Source organism: Pseudomonas sp. B21-048 (assembly GCF_024748615.1).
Taxonomy (GTDB): domain Bacteria; phylum Pseudomonadota; class Gammaproteobacteria; order Pseudomonadales; family Pseudomonadaceae; genus Aquipseudomonas.
This window is the reverse complement of the sequence record NZ_CP087168.1, coordinates 1433161-1456190: the sequence shown is the minus strand read 5'-3', so window position 1 is coordinate 1456190 and position 23030 is coordinate 1433161. Positions and strand designations below refer to the sequence as shown.

Here is a 23030-nt window from a genome sequence, read left to right as displayed (position 1 = left end):
CGGGGTATCTCAAAAGTCCAACACGTGGTTATGCCTCAAGACTTTTCCAGGTTGGCCAGGATGTGCCCGTGGACCCGCATGCAGACCTTCAAATCCGCCTCATCAACGCCCTCGAACAATTCATGGCGTAGCTGGGTGGCAATGGTTTCAATTTGTTCAATCAGGGGCCGGGCCGGGGCACAGAGGACGATTTTTTTCGCCCGACGGTCTTCCAGCACTGATTGGCGCTGTACCAGGCCCTGACTTTCCAGGCTGTCGAGCAGTCGAGCCAGGGTGGGCCCTTCGACGCCGACGCTTTGTGCCAGTTCGCGTTGGGTCGGGGCTTCATCGAAACGCGCCAGGTGCAACAACACCAGCCAGCGCGCCTGGGACAGACCCAGGCCAGCCAGTCGGCGGTCCAGTTCGGCACGCCAGCCACGAGACATCTGGGCCAGCTGCATGCCAAAGCGGTGTTGATCGGTTAACGGCATAAAACACTCATGGTTAGACTGAAAATAGAGAAAAACTAATTATTAGTCAGCTAAGCATGACCTTTGGCTATAGGCAAGGCTGGCTCTGTACTGAATCGTTACATCTGTGCCGCAGGTCATTCAGACTTCGAATTCCGACTGCAGGGCAGCACGAACGCAGTACAAAACGCCTTCCGGAACTCTTCCCGCGAAAAGCGCAGCAATTTCCGACACGGGCGGCAGTTCGCCTTCGCCGTCGAGGAAAGCGTCCTGGACTTCGCCCATCAACTCTTCGGGCAGGTCCAGCGCCTGTTCCAGCGACAACTGCTGTTTGCCAATCGCCTCGGCGAGCATCGCGTAAACGTTCTTTTCCGAGCATTGCAACTGACCGGCGATCTGCAGTGGTGTCATGCCGGCCCGGGCCAAGGTGATCAACTCGTGGCGCACATCGGCCACCACTTTTGGCGCCTCGACCTGGCCACCGAGCACTTCGAGGAAGGCCTCGCCATAACGCTCCAGCTTGCGCGCACCAACGCCGCTGACCGTGGCCATTTGCGCCAGCGAGGTCGGTTGGCTGCGGAGCATTTCCAGCAGGGTTGAGTCGGGGAAGATGACGTACGGCGGCACGCCATGCTCTTCGGCCAGTTTGCGCCGCAGGGTACGCAAGGCTTCCCACTGTTCGCGCTCTTCACCGCGAACCAGTTGGCTGGCCGGGCTCTTGCTCGCGGTCTTGGCCGTGATTTGTGGCTTGAGATCGCGACGCAGTTCCAGGGTCACTTCGCCCTTGAGCAGCGGTCGGCAGGTGTCGCTCAGGCGCAGCCCGCCGTAGCCTTCGAGGTCGATATCCGCCAGACCACGGGCAACCAGCTGTCGGAACAGGGAGCGCCATTCACTCTCCCCCATCGCTTTGCCTACGCCGTATACCGACAAATGCTGATGACCAAAGCTGCGAACCTTTTCGTTGTCCTTGCCCAGCAATACGTCCACCAGATGACCGACGCCATAACGCTGACCAGTGCGGTAGATTGCCGACAGCGCCTGACGGGCCGGCTCGGTGGCATCCCAGGTCTGCACGCCATCGACGCAGTTGTCGCAGTGGCCGCAAGGCTCGGGCATGTCTTCATCGAAGTACGCGAGCAGGGTCTGGCGGCGGCAGCGGGTTTCTTCGCAGAGCGAGAGCATGGCGTCGAGCTTGTGCTGCTCCAGACGCTTGTGGCGCTCATCGCCTTCGGAGTTTTGCAGCATCTGCTTGAGCATCACCACGTCTTGCAGGCCGTACGCCATCCAGGCATCCGCCGGCAGGCCATCACGACCGCCGCGACCGGTTTCTTGATAGTAGGCTTCAAGGGACTTCGGCAAATCGAGGTGCGCTACAAAACGTACGTTAGGCTTGTCGATGCCCATGCCGAACGCCACGGTGGCAACCATGATCAGGCCTTCCTCGTTGAGGAAGCGCTTCTGGTGGTGAGCCCGCGTGTCGTTGGGCAGACCGGCATGGTACGGCAGCGCCGGAAAACCTTGCTCGCTGAGGAACACCGCTACTTCATCGACCTTTTTGCGCGACAGGCAGTAAACGATACCCGCATCGCTACGCCGCTCGGCGAGGAACGCCAGCAACTGCTTGCGCGGCTGTTCCTTGGGCACGATGCGATAGAAAATATTGGGGCGGTCGAAACTCGAGAGGAAACGCTCGGCATCCTGCAAATGCAGGCGATCGACGATTTCTTCGCGGGTGCGCTTGTCGGCCGTCGCGGTCAGGGCAATGCGTGGCACGTTGGGGAACAATTCCGCCAACTGGCCCAGTTGCAGGTATTCGCGACGGAAATCGTGCCCCCATTGGGACACGCAATGCGCTTCGTCGATGGCGAACAGGGCGATTTCAAGGCTTTGCAGGAAGGCCAGCATGCGCGGCTGAACCAGGCGCTCGGGCGCCAGGTAGAGCATTTTCACCTCGCCGCGCTTGATTCGCGCCGCCAGATCACGCTGTTGTTCCGCGCTCAACGTGGAGTTCAACGCCGCCGCCGCGACGCCCAGCTCTTCGAGGGTGGCGACCTGATCGTCCATCAGCGCGATCAGCGGCGACACCACCACCGCCAACCCCTCGCGCAGCAATGCCGGCACCTGGAAGCACAAGGACTTGCCGCCACCGGTAGGCATCAGCACCAGGGCGTCGCCGCCACTGGCCACGCGCTCAATGATTGCACCCTGACGGCCACGGAAACTGTCGTAGCCGAAGATGTCCTTGAGAACGCGTTGAGCCTGTTCGAGCATAAAAACTCCAAAAATCACCGAAACATCCCTGCAAGGCTGGTTCAGAATCACCAACGCTGCACCGACAAATCGTAAGTGCGCATTACATGACGCTGCATATTTCAGCCGTGACGCCAGCAGGGCATCACAAAACGCGCGAGTATACCCGACGCCTGTCCGGCAAAGGGCGCCGCTGATAGGACACATGAAAAGCCCGAGCCTGCGGCAGCTCACAGGGAGAGGTGGTGTGTCAGCGGCGCAAATAAGCCGCACGGCTGGCCCAAGCGCTCAAGAAGGCCTAGAATTCCCGCATCGTATATTCCCCAAGGTAGCCCTTTAATGTCCTTCGCTGAGCAATTAACCCGCCTGCAAGTCTTCCTCGACGCCGACGAGCTGCATGACGAGGCGCTGGACTACGTGGCCGCCCACGGCTACCTCACTGCGCTGTCGATCTGCTCCGAAACCGTTCCCGACCGTGAATGGATCGACGCGCTCTTCGCCGAAGAGCCGCATTACGCCGACGACACCGAGCGTGAAGCGATCGAATCCACCCTGCTGCTGCTCAAGGCACACATCGCCCGCCAACTGGCGTCCGACGAAGAGTTCGAGCTGCCGTGCGACCTCGACCTGGGTGATGATCCGGACGATTCCGACCTGCGCGGCTGGTGCATCGGTTTCATGGAAGGCGTGTTCCTGCGCGAAGCCGCCTGGTTCGAAACCGCCGAAGACGAAGTCAGCGAAATGCTGCTGCCGATCATGGTCGGTTCGGGTCTGTTCGACGAGCAACCAGAGTTCGAAGACATCGCCAAAGATGCCAACTTGATGGACGACATGATCGTGCAGATCCCGGAAGCCCTGACCGCGCTGTACCTGCTGTGCAACGCGCCAGACGAAAAACCGGCGATCCTCAAGCCACGTCACCACTAAGGGGTTGCCTATGGACAACCCCATAGGCAACCGCCCCCTGATGTTGCGCTACGTGCTGCTGGCCATTGGCTGGCTGAGCGTAGCGCTGGGGGTGATCGGGATTTTCCTGCCGGTGCTGCCCACCACACCGTTCCTGTTGCTGGCGGCCGCCTGTTTCGCCCGCAGCTCGCCGCGCTTCTATCAGTGGCTGGTTGAACATCCACGGCTGGGGCCGTGGGTTCGCGATTACCTGAGCGGCAATGGTATTCCGCTCAAGGGCAAGGTCTACGCCATCGGGTTGATGTGGGCGAGCATCCTGCTTTCCTGCTACCTGGTACCCTTGCCGTGGGCGCGAGGGTTCATGCTGACCAGCGCAGTGCTGGTGACGGTTTATATCCTCAAGCAGAAAACCCTGCATAAATCCTGACCCCATCTGTGGCCAACGGGCTTTTGTGGCGAGGGAGCTTGTCGGAACGCCGCACCGTCCCGCTGGGTTGCGAAGCGACCCCAAAACCAGCCACCCAACTTTTCCTGACACACCGCACTGACTGGTCTTGCGACTGCTGCGCCCGGGCGCGGATCGGCCGGCGGGAGCAAGCTCCCTCGCCACGGAAAGCATCCTGCCGACATCCTTTCGTCCGACGACCTGCCCTTCCTCGCTGAAAACCCCGCCTAGACTTCAGACATCTGCACCCGAGCAGCCAGACATGTCCTGCTGTCCGCGTAGTCCAGGAGGGTCAACGCTCCGACTTCGGTTCGGCGGATGGCTGCTGCTGGCGAGTTTTCTGCGGGCGGGGTTGGTCAGTGTCTGGGGACGGATCGAGGCCTGGAGTCAACTGCTGCATGGCGAACTCAACGCGTCCGAGCACGAACAACTGAATGCGGTCAATCGCTTCTTCAATCAACAGCTGAGCTTTCAGCACAGCGACTCGAAAAAACGGTCGCGTTGGCAAGACGTGTTGAAAAAGATGCAATTTGAAGGGTTGGTCGTGGGCGAAGGCGAGCCGCTACTGCAAGGAGCGTTTTATGTCACTGCGCAAACAGTTGTTTCTCGCCATTTGCCTGTTCTTGCTGGTGGCCTTTAGCGGCAACTTTTTTGTCAGCCTGGAAAGCGCTCGCGAACAGATGCTCGGCCAATTGCGCTCCCACGCCCAGGACGCCGCCACGGCACTGGGCTTGTCATTGACCGCGCAGCTCGACGACCCGGCGATGATCGAACTGATGGTCAGCTCGATTTTCGACAGCGGCTACTTCAGCAGCATTCGGGTCGTCAATATTGTGGATGAACGGGTGTTGGTGGAACGCAACGCACCGACGCAAATCGAAGGCGTTCCCGGCTGGTTCGTCAGCCTGGTGAACCTGCGTCCACAGGGTGGTGATGCCCTGATCATGCGTGGCTGGAAACAAGCGGCGCGTGTCGAAGTGCTGAGCAATCCGCAATTCGCCCTGGCCAAACTCTGGGACAGCACCCTTGGCAGCTTGATCTGGCTGCTGATTTGCGGACTGCTCAGCGCAGTGTTTGGTGGCTGGCTGTTGCGTCGGCAACTGCGGCCACTCGACAAAATGGTCAAACAGGCCGAAGCCATCAGCAAACGCGAGTTCCGCAGTTTGCCGAATCTGCCACGCACACCGGAACTCAAACGCGTGGTGCAGGCCATGAACCAGATGGTGGAAAAGCTCAAGGCACTGTTCGAAGAAGAGGCTGCGCGCAGTGAAAAACTGCGGTCCGAATCTTATCAGGACAGTCTTACGGGTCTGGCCAACCGGCGCTTGCTGGATGAGCAACTGGCCGACGAACTACTGGTTTCAGAGCAAAGCCGCGACGGCCATTTGCTAATGCTGCGGATCAATGACCTGATCGGCCTCAACCAACGTCTGGGCGGCCAGCGCACCGATACCCTGATTGGCGCCGTTGGCGAATTGCTCAAACGCCTGACGCAGCCGCCGGAACGTCGAACCTGGCTTGCGGCGCGCAATCGCGGTGGCGAATTCAGCTTGCTGACCCCGGGCCTGGACACTAAGGATGCCGCACGCCTGGCCTCCGAAATCAGCGCCACTCTGGAAAACCTGCGCCTGACCGGTGCCAGCGATTGCATGCCGGTGGCGCACTTGGGCGTGGTCCCTTATCACCCCGGCGAATCGGCCAGCAACGTGCTGCTGCGCCTCGATCAGGCATTGACTCAGGTTCGGCAACATCCCGAGCGACCCTGGATGTACCTGGACCACGCCGATACCGCGCCAAATCATTCTCAACGCGATTGGCGCAGCTGGATCGACGACGCGCTGACCGAGGGCAAGATGCAGCTGTATTTCCAACCGGTGGTGCAATGCACCGACACCAGCCAGGTGCTGCATCACAAAGTCCTCGCGCGCCTGCTCGACCCGCAGGGCGAAGCAATTGCCGCCGGGCATTTCCTGCCATGGATCGAACGCCTTGGCTGGTCGGCGCGATTCGACCTGGCGATGCTCGAAACCACCCTCGAATACCTCGCCGCCAACCGTTGGCCGCTCGCCCTGAGCCTGTCCGGCAACACCCTGCGCGATCAGACCCAGCTGAAACTAATCTGCGACATCCTTGAATCACTGCCGGAACTGGCGCCACTGCTGACCCTGGAAATCGACGAACGCCAACTGCCGCCCCCCGAAGAGCTGCAACGCCTGAGCCATAGCCTGCTCAACACCGGCTACCGCATCGGTTTGCAGCACTTCGGCGGCAGCTTCAGCCAGATTGGCAACCTGACTCAATTGGGGTTGGCTTACTTGAAAATCGACGGGGCGTATCTCCGTGGCATTGATGAGCAAGGTGATAAGCGGTTGTTCATCGAGGCCATTTTTCGGGCGACCAACAGCATTGATTTGCCCTTGATTGCGGAGATGGTGGAGACGCAGGGGGAGCTGGAAGTGATTCGAGAGCTGGGGTTGTTTGGGGTGATGGGGCGGTTGATTGGGCCGCCGGAGCCGATGTAAAGGATTCGACCGCTCGTCTTAAACTGTGCACTCCCTGTCAGATCTGACAGTAGCCAGCCTCCCCAGCCTGGTGTGTGATAACCCCGCGTCCCGAGAGGACTCAGGGCTTGTCACCTTCCAGGAGAACATGATGGATATCCAGTCCGCCGTATTGAACGAATTGTTTATGCTGCATCCCGTGATCATCCAGGGCTGGGTCACCCCGGTGAAACCGGACGGCATCGCCCACGGTGGCATTCCCAAAGCCCTTTACGATGGCCAGGCCCAGGGCCTTCAATGCATGGTCGATCCCTGGACCGAGTTGCAGCTGCGCTCCTGGACCATGGCGGTCGATGATCACGTGGATTTGTATTGCAACGGCGATCTCGTCCCGGGAGCAGGCCAGACCGTCAAGCCGGGAGAGGAAACGTTGCGCCAACGTCTGTACCTGCCACACGGGAATTTGATGCATGGCGTCAACCGTCTGCATTACGTGGTCACCCGTGTCGGGGGAAACTCCGAATCCTCTCGGGATCTGCTGGTGCTGTATCACCTACGGCCTGTAGACAACCTGGATCTGGTAATCCCGGCCGACGTGCTCAAGGACGGTGTCAGCGCCGCACGGGCGGCGCAAGGGGTGGAGTTCGGGTTCACCTATGCCAACCGGCGCAACTATGACCGCATCCAATTTCCGTTGGGCGACACCCAGGTCAGTTTCAACGTCCCCGACGGCACGGCGCCAATCACCCACACACTGTTCACCGACACGTTCCAGAAAGCGGGCGACAACCCGAGTACGGTGGCCGAGTTCTATGTCATCGACCAATTGGGTAACCGGGTCAAATCCCCGGAGAAGCGGCTGGACATTCATCTCGACCGACTTGACCTGTCGGCCCCGACCGTCAAGGGCCAGACCGGCACCAACTTCAGCCCGACCCAGCCGGAAGTCCGGGTGCTGGTGCCGCAGGGCCCGCTGCTGCCCACCGACACGCTGAGCGTGATCTGGCAAGGCGCGGCCGGCACGCCGGTAGCGGGCGCCTACACCAGCCCGCAGCGGCTGGTCAGCGCCGGTCTGGAAATCGCCGTGCCGCGCTCGGTGCTGGCCTACAGCTTGGGCAAACAGGTGACCGTCACCTACGTCGTCGAACGCAACGGCAAACCCACCACCTCATTGCCTTTGCCGCTGAACATCCAGACGCTGCCGGCGACGGCGCTGATCCCGCCGAAAATCGTCGAGGCCGACGCCAACAACTTTCTGGACGTGATGGCGCTGGGCACTGCAAACGCCACCATTCACGGATTGCTCTGGACACTGATTGAGGTGGGCCAACAAGTCTGGATGACACTCGAAGGAACGAAAGCCGACGGTAGCCTCCTCAACCAGACGATCTGGAATGGTGGGGGCTCTCAGGTCAATTCAACGTGGGTCAACCAGGGGTTCTGGCCTAAACCGCTGGCCAACAGCTACCTCAAGCAACTCGGGCACGGCTCCACGCTGACGATCAAGTTCAAGGTGTCGCTGGACAAGAGCAACAACCCGGCCACAGCCACAGTGTTTCCGGATCGCCTCTATACCATCAAGGCGGTGGAGCTGGTGGTGCCGACGCTGGTCAATGTGCTGGACGCCAATAATGTCGAAGTGCCGGAGGGCACCAACACCACCAGCACCACATTGAAACTCAAGGGCAAGGCGAGCAATGGCCAGCAGGTCGAAATCTTCGACGGCAGCGGCTCGAGTGCGGTGTCCAAGGGTACAGCGACTGCCCATGCGACGACGGGGGACTGGGAGCACACGATCACCGTGCCGGTGGGCGGTTGCCGCTTGTATGCCCAGTCGCGCTATCACCCCACCCCCGTTTACTCCAACGTGCGCAACCTGACGGTGGTGGCCGTGATCGTGCCGACGCTGGTCAATGTGCTGGACGCCAACAACGTCGAAGTGCAGGAGGGTACCAGCACCACCAGCACCACATTGAAACTCAAGGGTAAGGCGAGCAACGGCCAGCCAGTCGAGATTTTTGACGGTAGTGGCGCCAGCGCTGTTTCCAAGGGTACGGCGATTGCCCATGCGACGACGGGGGACTGGGACCTCACCATAACCTTAGAGTCGGGCGCACACCGCTTGTACGCCCAATCGCTCTATCACAGCGCCCCAGTGTATTCAAACGTACGCACCTTGACCGTTACGCTGCCACTGAGCGTTGATACCTCAATGCTCCGGTTAGATGGGGTGATGGTGAGAAGTAGCTATTGCCCGAATCTCAATGGCGTCGACGCAATAGGTAATACCGCTCTACGCCAGGCATCTGGCGGCAAACCCTCTTATCACTATCAATCATCAAATCAGCAGGTCGCAACCGTGGACGCCAATGGCAAAGTCACGGGTATGGGCAATGGTACCGCCACCATTACCATCACAGATCAAAGCAATGCGCGGGTCAGCTACTCCGTGGCCGTTTCGAATATTTACTCCCTGCTTGTACATGGCGGCGTCGGCTGGACCTACGCCAGGTACACTCAATCGCTGGCTCAACGGGGGGAAGTCAGCCTGACGCCACAGATTCGGGCAGTCATGGCTCGCTGCTTCTTCCAGCCTTTGTTTAAATGGAGGGCAGGCCCAACGTATCCACACTTCGCCAATGCCTGGACCGGCGTGACCAGTGGAGCCTCTGCTGAGGTTTACAACACTGATACTCGATCCTTTGGATGGCTACCTCAAACTGCGGATCCCTATCACGGACTTAGTTTTTCTCTCAAAAGTGCGGGCGCAATGGGAGGGCTGGGCGTTGCCGAAGATTCGGAAGACAGCACAATTGTGGCTGCGCAGCTGGTAGACATCGAATAAGAACCGAAAGCTTAATGAAAGCTTAATGAAAGCTTAATGAAAGCTTAATAGCTTAATGGGACAGATCTATTTATTCGTATTTATCTGTCCGTTTTGGCGTCCTGTGAGACATGCGTGAGCAATAAACAGCGATGTTTAAAAGACATCTCCAGACACTCACTCAGGCTACACATTCTTGCGCCGCTGCCTACGACTGCGCCAGAATCCGCCGGCTTGTGCGCCTAAGGGTCGGGCTCTATCGTTTCCCGGTCGCTGACGAATCAGCGATCGGGTTTAGCGACCCGAACCTTTGTAGGCGCAACAGCGCTCCAAACTCTCTTGCAGATTGTTCATGTCTGCGATTGATGTCATGGCGGCTGTGCGCGGGAGACTTTCGGGTCTGCCGGGCGCCTACACCCGGTTCGCTAACCTGCGTGCAGCCGCCACCCTTACCTGATTAGCGACAGGTCTTGGTGGCTCCATTTCTTGTAGGAGTTTCACCATGTTCAAAATCACACCCAACCCACCCGAAACCGACGATGTTTCCCCCTACGAAACCCCAGATTCCAAAAAACTCAACGAAGCCGCCGAGCGCGCCCTCGATTACTACCTCAAACCGTCCGCCCCCAAGCCCCCGCGCAAACCGAGCACGATTTACACCGTTGCCCCGGACATCGACATCGAAGAGCTGCTGGCCAATGCCTGCGAGTCCTTTGCCTCGGCCAAGGTGATCGCCAGTGACTGTGCCGGATTTCTGGAGGGGCCGCAGCGCAATACGATACTGGGCGTCGCGCAGCTCATCATGTTCGGTGAGTTGGCGGTGAATCGGGCGCAGGATAGTCTGGAGCTGAAGGCCGACCCGGCCCTATAACCTGATCTCAGACGCTTGATCGTTCACGCGTGGGAACGATCAAACCCGCCATCCCCTCACCGGGATGGCGGGTTTTTTCGTTTCAGATCTACACCGTATCCACCTTCCACCTTCAACGAATGATCATTCAACATGCCATTGATGATGGTCGCCAACCAGCCCGCCCGCTCCCGGCGTTACGCCGTAATGGCTGGCCAGATTCACGCCGCCAGGTCGATGGTCTGGTTCGCCAGGCGAGGGTCGAAATCCGGCAGCCGAGCATAACCACCCATCGGAAACAGGCCTCTACCTGTCAGATCTGACAGTTGTCAAACGTGCTGCATCGCTGCTTGATAACTCCTGTCCGTCACGACCACTGGAGCATCAGACATGAGCACACCCGAATTGCCCGACAACACCACACTGGCGCTGTATCCACCCCGTATTCCCGAGGCCACCACGTCGGTGGTTGGTGCCCATTATGGGGTGCCAAAACATGTGTATGACCTCAGACCCATGGGGTTGAAAGTGGATATCGACCCACCGCTCGCGGGTACGGTGGATGCCGGCGATGTCATCGCACTGGTACTGAATGGGCAGTCCGTGGCGAGCAAGCCCATCAACGAGGGCGAGGAGAACGCCATCCACACCCTGTACGTCCCGAAAAACCTGCTGTTGGCGGACCGGCTCAATGAACTTGTGTACACCATTACCCGCGGCAGCCAGAACATCGGCACCTCCACGCCGGCAGCGACGTTGTTGTACAACGCCATCCGACCCGGCATGGAGGATCGTACCCCCGGAGACGGTGCCCACTCCGAACTCCAGCTCATCCTGCCGCAGGACGTGATCGACGACGGCATCGATGCCGACCGCGCGAAACAGGGCGTGCAGGTGTGTTTTTCCTACCCTTATTGCCGCGCGCATGACGTGATTTGGCTTAACTGCAACGGGAAGGATGTCTACCGCACGGTCACGGTCGCGGAAGCCCCCGCGGCCCCCTCCGATGTACTGACGACCATTTGCGTGATGGTCGAGGAAGCCATGTTCGTACAGGCCGGCGACCACCCGAATTTCACATTTTCCTACACCGTCACCGACCAATTGGGCAACGGCCCAGACACCGACTCGCCGTGGTCAGGCGCCAAGCTGGTGGACGTGCACCTGAAAGAACAGCGCCTGGTCGCGCCGGATCTGGCCGAAGACCCGGACGATCCGAGCGACGACCCAAACACCATCGACCTGAGTAAACTCGGTACGAAAGACCTGACGGTATTAGTGCATGCCTTTGCCCCACAGTGGCAGCCCAATGACAAAATCCGCGTGTCCTACACCGCCACACCGATCAGTGGTGCCGTCGTGGAACATACGGTGGAAGCGGACGTTTTGCGGATTCCGTTCACCTACAAGCTGATGGTGCCTAATGCCAAAGTGCTTGCGGGCAGCGTGGTACGGGCGAAGTATGAATTGGTGAGAAACGGGGCAGTCATCGCCGCCTCGAAAACCACCACCGCCGAGGTGCTGGGGCAAAGCACCGTTGAATTGCTGCCGCCGGCTCTGGTGGCGCCGGCGGTGAGCCCGATTGATGTGTTGGCATATTCGGACGGGGTGATCATTCGGGTCGAGCATCTTGGGGCGCAGGACGGGGACCGGGCGCGGTTGGTGGAGCTCAAACCGCCCGCCGGTTCGTCGCCGTTTCCGTTGGTGGCGTTCAACGGCAACAAACGCACCAATACCAAGCTGACTCCGGCATTTCTAGCGGCTCGGCAGGGTAAGGCGGTGGAGTTGCGGTGGAATCTGAATCGAGGCGGGCAACTGGTGGGGCAGTCTCCCGTGCTGAAGTTAATTGTGATGAAGATTGCGGAAGGGGATTTGCGGTTGCCGATGCCGCTGATCGCCGGGCTGACGGGGCAGGAACTGGATGTTTCTAAACTGGTAGCGACCGATGAGCTGACAATCGCGCCATGGCTTGGTCAGGAGCCGGGGCAAATTGTCTGGTTGCGGTATGACGGGATCGACAAGAACGGCAATCCGATCGAAGAAGTTGTGTTGAACGGGGTTGCGCATCCTTCTGCGTCAGGGCTGAACATGCGGGCGTCGATCGATTGGTTACTCAAGCTCAAGGATGGCGAAGACGTAAAGATCACTTTCAAGGTGAACTTCGATCGCGTGGCAAATTATGCAACAGCAGTGAGTTTTCCAGTGCGGAGCTACGAGATAAAGAATGTAGAATCGCAACCAGTATTATCGGAGGATTTTGATAAAATCCCCGTACAAAGTATTGGGGTGGGAGGAGTTATTACCACACCAGCCATGAAAATCACATACATTAGTGGAACATCTAAATTTATAGACATAAATAATCCAAATTATAATTATCCGCTCCCGATGAGCGGCAAAGCGCTCAATTGCTGGAGCTTTTCAAAAGTACTCTTCGACTTCCAATACACATACTCCAAGGTGGAGTTCTATTATTCTGCGGCTCAGCAATCAACGAACATAGTTTACTTTTATGACAAAAATGGAAACCGTCTAGGAGCAACGGCTTTGCAGCCAAATCCATTGTTCCAGCCATTGTTATTTTCCTTTTCAGCTACAGGAATAAAAAAAATGGAGATAACTTCCAACAACAACGACTTGATTCACTTTGATACATTCAAGTTTATTGCTTAGTAAATTTTACGTGCAGAAAAGGCAGAAAAAAGGGGACGGAATTGGGACGGAACATTTTTCGCCCCAGTTTTAGCCACCGGACCTAGGTGAGCATTAAAGATCAATGTCTAAAAAACATTTCCAGATACTCACTCAGGCTACACATCCTTGCGCCACTGCCTACACCTACGCCAGAATCCGCCGGTTTGTGTGCCTTGGGCCTGGCCTCTATCGTTTCCCGACCACTGCCCATCAGTGGTCGGGTTTCGCAACCTGGGTCAATCAAGGCGCATAGCGCCACCGTTTCCTTTCAGTTGGCGTTTTTTTTCGTCTACTGAATTGCGTTATGGCGGCTGTGCGTGGGAGATCTTCGGATCTGCCGGGTTCCTTGATTCCCGGTCTGCGAACCTGCGTACAGCTGCCACCTCCCCTCGTTTCGCAGCGAGCCGTGGTAGCTCCATTAATCAAGGAGTTCACCATGTTCAAAATCACGCCAAACCCGCCAGACACCGACGACGTTTCCCCCAACGAAACCCCGGATTCGAAAAAGCTCAACGAAGCCGCCGACCGCGCTCTTGATTACTACCTCAAACCGGTCATTCCCAAAGACACTCCGCGCAAACCCAGCACCATTTACCATGTGGGTGCGAAGGTCGATAACGAAACCCTGCTGGTCAACGCCTGCGAATCCCTGGCGTCAGCGAGCGTGATGCTCAGTGAATTCGCCGGGTTGATGGACATTCCCCATCGCAACATGATGTTGGGGATTCAATCGGTGGTCATGCTCGGTGAGTTGGCGGTGAATCGGGTGCTGGATAATCTCGATCCGCCGTCCTGACCATTGACCTGAGGCCACAAGACTTGATCGTTCCCACGTTCTGCGTGGGTACGCAGCCCGGGACGCTCCGCGTCCCCTCCAAAGCCGAACGCGGAGCGTCCGTTAAGGCATTCCCACGCAGAGCGTGGGAACGATCAAAAACCCGCCATCCTCTTTCACCGGGATGGCGGGTTTTGTACTTTCAGATCACACGGTATCCACCTTCAACGAATGATCATTCAACATGCCATTGATGATCGTCGCCGTATCCGCCCCACCCGCAATCGCCCCACCCGCCCCCGGCGTTACGCCGTAATGACTGGCCAGGTTCACACCCGCCAGGTCGATGGTCTGGTTCGGCGTGGCGCCGGCCATGGCGCTGACGTCGATGCTGGTGATCACCGACGCGCCACTGCCGCTGACGGTGAAGTGCAGGTAGTCATCCAGCGATGCCGCGGTGCCGTTTTCCCCTTGCAGCAGTTGCGACAGGTCGAGTTTGTCGGTGCCAGGGGTGAAGTCGGTGATGACGTCGTGGCCGCTGTTGCCTTTGAGCCACTGGAAGGTGTCGGCACCGCTGCCGCCGTTGAGGGTGTTGTTGCCGAGGCCGCCGATGAGGAAGTCGTCGCCGCCCCCGCCGTTGAGCACATCGTTACCTAAACCGCCGTTGATGATGTTGCTGGTGTTGTCGCCCGTGAGGCTGTCGTTGAAGTTCGAGCCGGTGAGGTTTTCGATGCCGGTCAGGGTGTCTGTGCCCGCGCCAACGGTGTTTTGCGCGGTGAGCAGGTTCAGGTCGGCGATGACTCCGGCGGTGGCGTGGGCGTAGTTCGCGGTGTCATTGCCGGTGCCGCCGTCGAGCAGGTCATTGCCGGCGCCGCTGAACAGCAAGTCATTGCCGGCGCCGCCGTGCATCTCGTTGTTGCCGGAACCTGCGGTGAGCACATCATTGCCGTCGCCGGCATTGATGACGTTGTTGCCGGTGCCCGCCACCAGTACGTCGTCGCCCGAAGTGCCGGTCAGCGTATGGCCGTCCTGATAGCTGATGGTCACATTGGCCGAGTCGCTGCCGCCGTGGTTGTCGTTGGCGGTGTAGACGCCGTGGAAGTCCGGCGTGGTGTCGTGGGCTCCGGCGTAGTTGACGGTCATGGTCAGTTGGTAGTTTTCCGCGCCCTTCCCGCTGTTGCCCGGACCACCGTTGTCGATGTTGGTGATGTGGATCTGGTACGTGCCGTCCGCCGTAGCGGTGAGGGTCTGGCCGTCGGCGATGGCTATGAAAGCACCGCCGCTGACTGAGTACTCCAGTGTGATGTGGCCGGGCGCCAGGTTGTGGTCCAGGTTGAGGGTTTCACCCTGTTTGAGATTGACGGTGATGAGATCCTCGTCATTGGTGTTGTTGTTACTGACCGAGCCCAGCGCCCCGCTGACCACCAACATCGCGGTCATGGCTGTTGTGTTGGCAACGAATGCGCTGCGGGCGATGGTCACTGCCTGAACGTTATTGCCGGTGAAGCTGAAGCTCGGGTTGGTGCCGATGAAGTCTGCGCCCTTGGCCCCCCATCCGGTGTTGAAGGTGGTCGGTGATGCCGTGAGCGCATCACCATTGATGTCGGTGTCGTTGGCCAGCAGCAATTCGCCCGGCAGCACGATGCTGCCCGACAGCACGTTGGTGATGACGTGATCATCGACCGCCACCGGTGGCGTGTTCGGAATCACGTTGATCACCAGCGTGGAGCTGGCCAGATCGCCGTCGTTGTCGCTCGCGGTGAAGCCGATGTTTTCGCTGATCACCGCGGCCGTGGTTGTCTGCGAGGTGTAGGTGTACTCGCCGGTGTCGAGGTTCACCACCAGGGTGCCGCTGTTGTTGGTAGCGATGCTCAGGGTGTTGTTGGCAGTGTCGAAGGTGCCGTGGTTGGCGCTGCCGCTGAAGTTCAGCGAACCCTGATTGCTGTTGGCTTTTGGATCATAGGTATAGGTGGTGCCATCGACGGTGATGGTTTTGATGAAGCCGCCATCAGCGCCGAACGTACTGCCCTCGCCCTCGCCCAGCAGCGAGCCGGTGACCGGCGCGCCTTGCACCGTGCCCGAGAGTACCGAGTTGAGTTGATTGAGGTCGGTCACTGCCACGGCATTGGTGTCGGTGTGCGTGCTGCCGTCATAGGCCACTGGATCGAGGCTGTCATTACTGACGCCGCTGCCCAGGCCGATGGCGTAGTTCTTGATGCCATTGGCGTCGAGGAAGGCTTTGAGCGCGGCCTCGTCCGCAGTGCCGATGTCGCCTTCGTTGGGTTTGCCATCGGAGAAGAAGTAGCCGACGTTCTGCGCCCCGGTGAGTTTGCCCGACGTGTTGAACGCAGTTTGCAGGGTAGCTACGGCTGCGTCGTAGTTGGTGCCGCCGCCCGCCGTCAGCGTAGCGATGAGCGACTTGGCGGTCGCCACATCGACCCACACCGAGGTCTGGTCGGTGGCGCTGCTGCTGAAGGTGACGATCTGTACTTTCACATCGCCCAGATCGTCGTATTTGTCGAGCAGTGCACAGATCGCCTGCTTGGCCAGGTCCAGCCGCGACAGGCCCGATACGCCGGAAGGGTCGTCCATGCTGCCGGATACGTCGATCACCAGCATCAGGTTTGAGTCGATCTGCACCGCGGGCACCGAACGGTCCGAGGCGACGGCGTTAGACGGCACGTCATCGACGATGCTGACCACAAGGGTGCCGGTGGTGCTGTTGCCCACCGAATCGGTAGCGGTGTAGGTGAAGCTTTCGTTCAGGGTGTTCGCGCCGTCGTTGGCGTTGGGCGAAGTTTTCGGCGCCGAGGTCAGGGTGTAGGTGTAGCTGCCGTCGGGGTTGAGCAGGATCTGCCCGTAGGTTCCGGTGACGCTGCCGACCAGGGTGTAAGTGATCGCGCCAGTGGCGCCGGTGACTGCACCGACCAGCGTACCGGAGCCGGTTTCTCCCGTGTTGCCAGGCTCACTGCCGGTGACCGTGCCCGCCGCCAGGTCCAGGCCGTCCTTGGTCAAATCCAGGGCTTTTTCGTAAACCGTCACGTCGGTATCGGTGACCACTACGAGGCAGTTATTGGACACGTCGATAGTGAGGGTCGTGGTGCTTTCATCGCCATCGGCATCACGCACGGTGTAAGTGAACACGTCCGTGGCGCCCGGTTCGCCGACCGAATTCGGGTTGCTGTGGTACACGGCGTTGCCGTTGGCATCCAGAGTCAGGTAGCCGTAGGTGCCATTGATTTGCGTGTTCAAACCGCCGATGGCCGAGGTCGAAGTGTCGCTGCCGGCGCGCACGCCAACCACTGCCCCACCCGACGCAGGGCCGTCAGCACCGAGCACATCGTTGTGCAGCACATTCCCGCTGACCGTACCGCCCTCCACCACCGAGACGGAATCGCAGTGAGCCGTCGGCACGTCATCGACAATGCTGATCACGATGGTACTGGTGATGCTGTTGCCCAGGGAGTCGGTGGCCTGATAGGTGAAACTTTCGCTCAGGGTATTCGGCCCGTCGTTGGCGTTGGGTATGGTCGTTGGTGCGGAGGTCAGGGTGTAGGTGTAGCCGCCGTCCGGGTTGAGCAGGATTTGTCCGTAGGTTCCGGTGGCGCTGCCGACCAGGGTGTAAGTGATTGCGCCAGTGGCGCCAGTGATGGAGCCGACCAGCGTGCCGGAGGCGGTTTCACCGGTATTGCCCGGCTCGCTGCCGGTGACGGTGCCTGCTGCCAAGTCTTGGCCGTCCTTGGTCAAATCCAGAGCTTTTTCCTGAACCGTCACGTCGTTATCGGGGACCACTACAAGGGAGCAGTTGGACACGTCGATGGTGAGGGTCGTGGTGCTTTCATCGCCATCACCATCACGTACGGTGTAGGTGAACACATCCGTGGCGCCCGGCGCGCTGACCGAGTTCGGGTTGCTGTGGTACACGGCGTTGCCATTGGCATCCAGGGTCAGATAGCCGTAGGAGCCGTTGATTTGCGTGTTCAGACCGCCAATGGCCGAGGCCGAGGTCGAGGTGTCGCTGCCGGCGCGCACGCCGACCACTGCACCACCCGACGCAGGGCCATCAGCACCGAACACATCATTGCCCAGCACATTCCCGCTGACCGTTCCACCCTCAACCACCGAGACCGCATCGGCGTGAGCGGTGGGTACGTCATCGACAATGCTGATCACGATGGTATTGGTGACGCTGTTTCCGAGAGGATCGGTGGCTTGGTAGGTGAAGCTTTCGCTCAGGGTATTCGGCCCGTCGTTGGCGTTGGGTGTGGTCGTTGGTGCGGAGGTCAGGGTGTAGGTGTAGCTGCCGTCGGGGTTGAGCAGGATTTGCCCATAAGTCCCGGTGGCGCTGCCGATCAGGGTGTAGGTGATCGCGCCAGTGGCGCCGGTGACGGAGCCGACCAAGGTGCCGGAAGCAGTTTCGCCGGTGCTGCCTGGCTCACTGCCGGTGGTCGTGCCCGCCGCCAGGTCCTGCCCATCCCGGGTCAAGTCCAGGGCTTTTTCGTTAACCGTCACGTCGCTATCGCTGGCCGCCACGAGGGTGCAATCGGCCACGTTAATGGTGATGGTCGTGGTGCTTTCATCGCCGTCGGCATCGCGCACGGTGTAGGTGAACACATCCGTCGCGCCCGGCGCGCTGACCGAGTTCGGATTGCTGTGGTACACGGCGTTGCCGCTGGCATCCAGAGTCAGGTAGCCATAGCTGCCGTTGATTTGCGTGTTCAAGCCACCGATGGCCGAGGTCGAGGTGTCGCTGCCGGCACGCACGCCGACCACCGCGCCACTGAGTGCCGGGCCATCGGCGCCACCGATGTCGTTGTCCAGCACGTTGCCCGAGGCCGTTTCGCCCTCGCCCACCATGGCGAGATCAGGGTTGGCGGTGGGCAAGTCATCGACGATGTTGACGTTGATCTGACCCAATGCCGTGCTGCCGTCGACATCAGTGGCGATGACGCTGAGGTTCTCGGTGATGCTGTTGGTGCCGTCGGCGTTCGGGTGGGTTTCGTTATCCACCAGGGTGTAGCTGTAGCTGACCACGCCGGTCGCAATGTCGAAGCCGGTGATGGTCAGCGTACTGCCGAGCGGCGTGACGATCGATTGCGGAAAACCTGCGGCCACACCGCCAGTGACCACTGCGATACCGCCCACGGTCAGGATTTGCAAACCGTCGAGGGCGGTGACGGTGAAGGTGCCGCTCTGGGTCAAGGCCGGTGTGTTGGGGCTGGTGCCGTCACTGAGGTTTTTCTCGTAGACGGTGAGTTCGCCGCCGTTGACGTTCAGGCCATCGAGGGTCACTGGGTCATCGTTGTTATGGATGTTCAGCACCAGCGTCGCGGTGCTGGTATCGCCATCGGAATCGGCGAGGGTGTAGACAAAATTTTCGGTGCCGTTGCCACCGCCGTTCAGGGCTTTGAAATCCGCATCGCTGGTGTTCAGGGTGTAGGTGTATGTGCCGTTGGCATTGAGCACCAGGGTGCCGTAAGTCCCGTTGAATGTACCGCCGATGATCGGCCCGCTGTCGGGTCCTATGGCAATGCGGTCGGCGCCCTGGATATCGTTGGGCAGCACGCTGCCGGTCAAGGTCAACAGGGTTTCCGAGGCGGTGTTGGCATTACTGTCGTCCACGGCTTGTGGCACGTCATCGATGATGTTCACATCGAGAATGCCGTGGGCGATGGTGCCGTTGTCGTCCACCATCATTACTGCAAATTGCCCGGCCAGGCTGTTGCCGCTGGCCTCCAGGTGCGCGTCGTTAGCGTTGAGGGTGTAGCTATAAGTGACCACGCCGGTCGTACGGTCAAACCCGGTGATGGTCAGCGTATTGCCGAGCGGCGTGACGAACGATTGCGGGAAGCCTGCGGCCAGACCGCCGAGCACCACCTTAATTGCACCTATGCTGAGGTTTTGCACGCCGTCTGGCGCAGTGATGGTGAAAGTGCCGCTGCGGGTCAGCGCCGGTGCATCGGGGTCACTGCCGTCGGCGAGGTTTTTCTCGTAAACGGTCAACTCGCCGCCTTCGACATTCAGCCCACCGAAGGTCACCGGATCATCGTTGTTGTGAATCTCCAGCACCAGGTTCGCGGTGCTGGTATCGCCGTCGGCATCCGTCAGGGTGTAGGTGAAGGTTTCCGTAGCGCTGCCGTCGCCGCGCAAGGCTTTGAAATCGGCGTCGCTGGTATTCAGGGTGTAGGTGTAGGTGCCGTTGGCATTGAGTACCAGTGTGCCGTAAGTCCCGTTGAACGTGCCGCCGATGATCGGCCCGCTGTCGGGGCCAGTGGCAATGCGGTCGGCACCCTGGAGGTCGTTGGGCAGCACGCTGCCCGTCAGGGTCAGCAGGGTTTCCGAGGCGGTATTGGCGTTGGTGTCGTCGATGGCTTTGGGCACATCGTCGGTGATGTTGACGTCCAGCGAACCGGTGGCGGTATCGCCGTTGCTGTCACTCGCGACCACGGTGAACTGTTCACTGAGGTTGTTGGCGCCGTCGCCCGCCGAGTGGGTTTCGTTGCCGACCAGGGTATAGCTGTAACTCACCACGCCAGTGGCCGGGTTGTAGCCGGTGATCGTCAGGGTGTTGCCCAGTTGCGTGGTGATCGATTGCGGAAAACCGGCAGGCACACCGCCACTGATCACGTTGATTCCGCCGATGTTCAGGCTGGTCAGGCCGTCAGCCGCAATCACGGTGAAGGTGCCGTGTTGAATCAGCGCTGCGGGGTTGCTGACCGAACCGTCCGCCAGGTTGGCTTCATTGAGGGTCAGTTCGCCTCCTGCCGCCGACAGGCCAATGAGGGTGACGGGGTTATTCGGTGCATCGCCGTTGTCCGGGTCCCGGCGCTCCAGAGGGAATTCGGGAATACCGTTGAAGCCCGCCGTGGGGAAACCAATCGTGGGATCGACCCGGCCCGCCACTTCCTCCAGCAGTACAAAACTGTGACCGCCGCCCAGTGCGCCAGCCGTTGCGCCTGGCCCGGCGGCGGTGGCCTCACCGGTCTGGGTCGGGTCGGCGCCGGCGGCAATGGCTTTTTGCAGTTGCTCGACATCGGTCAATTGCGCCTGGCTCGGCGTCATCGCCTCAGAGGTCTCCACGTGCGGGACCTGATGCGCCAGCAACTGAGCCGTCATCTGCAGGCTGCTGTCACGACCCAAGGTCAGCTCCTGGCCATTTTGCAGTTGCACCGCCACCGCGCCTTCGGCCCCGGTGACCAGCTGCTCGCCGGCAAACAGCCGATCGCCCTCGACCAGGGTGCGTCGGGTGCCATCACCCGCCACTGCATACACCTGACCGATGACCTTACTGACGATACCGATGAGCGTTGCCATGTGCATTTCCTCCGCTGCCAACTGCTGTCGGCATCCTGTTTGCGCGAAGAACGTGCCCATGGTTCAAGCAGGTTGGCTTGGCGAATCGTTTGCCGAGAAAGCGTTTACCTGACGTAAACCACTGCCTCCCGACACTTTCGCCAGGCGTGTCGCTCGCGAGGGGAATTTCTGGATCGGGATAAAACCCTCTGCAATCAACGGCATCGGGGTCCACTTCCAAAATAACCGGCCTGCGAACAATGCGTAACGGTTCTGAATCACCCGGGCGACAAAAAACCGTCACCGGAAAACCGTCTCGCTTCCCTCCCCTCCAGCACTTCTTCGCCCTGTATCGAAAAGTGAATGGAACTTTCCTCGAGCCCGTCGATGTTCCTAAGAGCTCACAAAAACAAGGCTTTCTGGTTGAACAATGTGCTGGATTTTTCAGCTCGCATAAGTTTTTTTCGACATAAGTTTTATGAGAAATCCTTCTTAGCTTCCGGTCAGGATGTTCTTAGCTTCTGTTGTAACAAGCATGAAACGGATTCACTTAAAAATAACGTCAAATATTTGGCAATTCGCTAAACACCATCAGGAATCAGGGAGAGGCATCCATGCGCGTTTTAACCCCCCTCTGCAGCGCGATTTTGCTGGCCATGGCCTGCACTTCTCAGGCTCAGGCGATGTCATTGACCGAGGCGATCCAGAGCACCATCGCGACCCACCCGGAACTGTCGTCGCGGGTCGATGCCCGGCTCTCGGCCGACGAGCAGATTAAAGTCGCCAAAGGGGGTTTCTATCCATCGGTGGATTTGAACGCCGGCTACGGACGCGGCTACAGCGATAACACCACCACTCGGGCGCAGGGCAATCACCACACCGAAATCCTCAACTACACCCAATCGGAACTGCGCCTGCGGCAGATGCTGTTCGACGGTTTCAACACCTCCAACGAAGTCGCGCGCACCAAAGGCGTGGCCAACTCGCGAGCCTATTACGCTCAGGGCACCGCCCAGGATCTGGCCCTGCGCACCGTCGAGGTATACCTCGAAGTACTCAAGCGCCGCGAACTGGTAACCCTGGCCAAGAACAACCTGCAAGCGCACATGCGGGTCAACGATCAGATCGGCCTGCGCACCCAGCGTGGGGTCGGCAGCAACGCCGACGCCGACCAGTCCACGGCTCGCCGGGCACTGGCGGAGAACAACCTCGACACCGCCGAAGTCGATCTGGCCGATGCCGAGACGAATTTCTACAGCGTCGTGGGGCGCATGCCCGATGAACTCGAAGCGCCGCCATCGACCCGTGGTGAATTGCCCGCCACCCTGCCGGAAGCCCAGCAGAGCATGGTGGACAACAACCCGTATCTGAAATCCGCCCAGGCCGATGTGCAATCGGCCGAGAGCCAGTACGAAGTCGCCAAGTCGCCGTTCTACCCGCGTTTTGACGCTGAAGCGGCGGTGGGTGCGAATAACAATATTCAAGGCGACGAAGGCCACGACAACGAATGGCGAGTGGGTGTGGTGATGAACTACAACCTGTTCCGCGGCGGCAGCGACAAGGCCCGGCTGGCCTCCAATGCGCACCAGATCAACCAGGCGCTGGACATCCGCAACAACGCCCTGCGCCAGCTCAACGAGAACATCCACCTGGCCTGGAACGCCATGCTCAACGCCAAGAAACAAACCCCGACCGCCCGTGAATACGCCGAAACCACCACCCGTGTGCGGGCCGCGTATCAGGATCAGTTCGGCCTTGGTCAACGGACCCTGCTCGACTTGCTCGACAGTGAAAACGAGCTCTACAACGCCAACCGCCGCTACACCGAAGTGCGCTACACCGAGGAGTTTTCGATGTACCGCGTGCTGGCGAACATGGGCCAGTTGCTGAGCAAACAACGGGTGGTGCTGCCCGCCGATGCGATCGCCTCCACCGAAGTGAAAAACGAAGCTCGTTTGCCTGAACTGAAATGACCCCGTGTAGGAGCTGCCGAAGGCTGCGATTTTTTGATTTTGTTTTTCAAGATCAAGATCAAAAGATCGC

General features: G+C 59.5%; 11 protein-coding genes and 1 pseudogene. 9 read left to right on the top strand and 3 right to left on the bottom strand.

Translation table 11 applies throughout. The annotated features are described in order from the left end of the window. Positions 1-35 precede the first annotated feature (35 nt). Positions 36-470: a MarR family transcriptional regulator gene (locus LOY56_RS06625; RefSeq protein WP_258620627.1), complete on the bottom strand. Its 435-nt coding sequence runs from the start codon at positions 468-470 to the stop codon at positions 36-38. 120 nt (positions 471-590) lie between these two features. Then, a complete protein-coding gene (gene recQ / locus LOY56_RS06620) occupies positions 591-2720 on the bottom strand; it encodes a DNA helicase RecQ (RefSeq protein ID WP_258620626.1) in 2130 nt (709 codons plus the stop codon). A gap of 318 nt (positions 2721-3038) precedes the next feature. Between recQ and LOY56_RS06615 the strand changes: the two genes are divergently transcribed. The 8 genes and pseudogenes from LOY56_RS06615 (at position 3039) to LOY56_RS06580 (ending at position 13715) form a co-directional block, all read left to right on the top strand. Beyond that, positions 3039-3626 (top strand): YecA family protein, encoded by a 588-nt coding sequence (locus LOY56_RS06615; RefSeq protein WP_258620625.1) that lies wholly within the window; start codon positions 3039-3041, stop codon positions 3624-3626. 10 nt (positions 3627-3636) lie between these two features. Next, complete coding sequence (locus LOY56_RS06610) at positions 3637-4032, top strand: YbaN family protein (protein WP_052966914.1); 396 nt, start codon at positions 3637-3639, stop codon at positions 4030-4032. 280 nt (positions 4033-4312) lie between these two features. Further along, positions 4313-4525 (top strand): annotated as a pseudogene (locus LOY56_RS26855) (hypothetical protein); the annotation flags it as partial. Positions 4526-4631: 106 nt separating this feature from the next. Then, positions 4632-6572, top strand: coding sequence for a cyclic di-GMP receptor LapD (lapD, locus tag LOY56_RS06600; protein WP_258620621.1), 1941 nt, complete (start codon positions 4632-4634; stop codon positions 6570-6572). A 166-nt stretch (positions 6573-6738) separates the two neighbouring features. Further along, positions 6739-9396 carry an Ig-like domain-containing protein gene (locus LOY56_RS06595; RefSeq protein ID WP_258620620.1) on the top strand — a complete coding sequence of 886 codons (2658 nt, stop codon included), beginning with the start codon at positions 6739-6741 and terminating at the stop codon, positions 9394-9396. Positions 9397-9877: 481 nt separating this feature from the next. After that, positions 9878-10246 (top strand): DUF6124 family protein, encoded by a 369-nt coding sequence (locus LOY56_RS06590; RefSeq protein ID WP_258620618.1) that lies wholly within the window; start codon positions 9878-9880, stop codon positions 10244-10246. Positions 10247-10615: 369 nt separating this feature from the next. Next, positions 10616-12898, top strand: a complete 2283-nt coding sequence (locus LOY56_RS06585) for a hypothetical protein (protein ID WP_258620616.1) — start codon at positions 10616-10618, stop codon at positions 12896-12898. A gap of 457 nt (positions 12899-13355) precedes the next feature. Continuing rightward, complete coding sequence (locus tag LOY56_RS06580; RefSeq protein ID WP_258620614.1) at positions 13356-13715, top strand: DUF6124 family protein; 360 nt, start codon at positions 13356-13358, stop codon at positions 13713-13715. Between the two features lie 186 nt (positions 13716-13901). On the opposite strand, the gene LOY56_RS06575 is transcribed toward LOY56_RS06580, so the two are convergent. Next, a complete protein-coding gene (locus LOY56_RS06575) occupies positions 13902-21008 on the bottom strand; it encodes a retention module-containing protein (protein WP_258620613.1) in 7107 nt (2368 codons plus the stop codon). Between the two features lie 593 nt (positions 21009-21601). Here LOY56_RS06575 and LOY56_RS06570 point away from each other — a divergent pair. Then, positions 21602-22960, top strand: coding sequence for a TolC family outer membrane protein (locus LOY56_RS06570; protein WP_258620612.1), 1359 nt, complete (start codon positions 21602-21604; stop codon positions 22958-22960). Positions 22961-23030 lie beyond the last annotated feature (70 nt).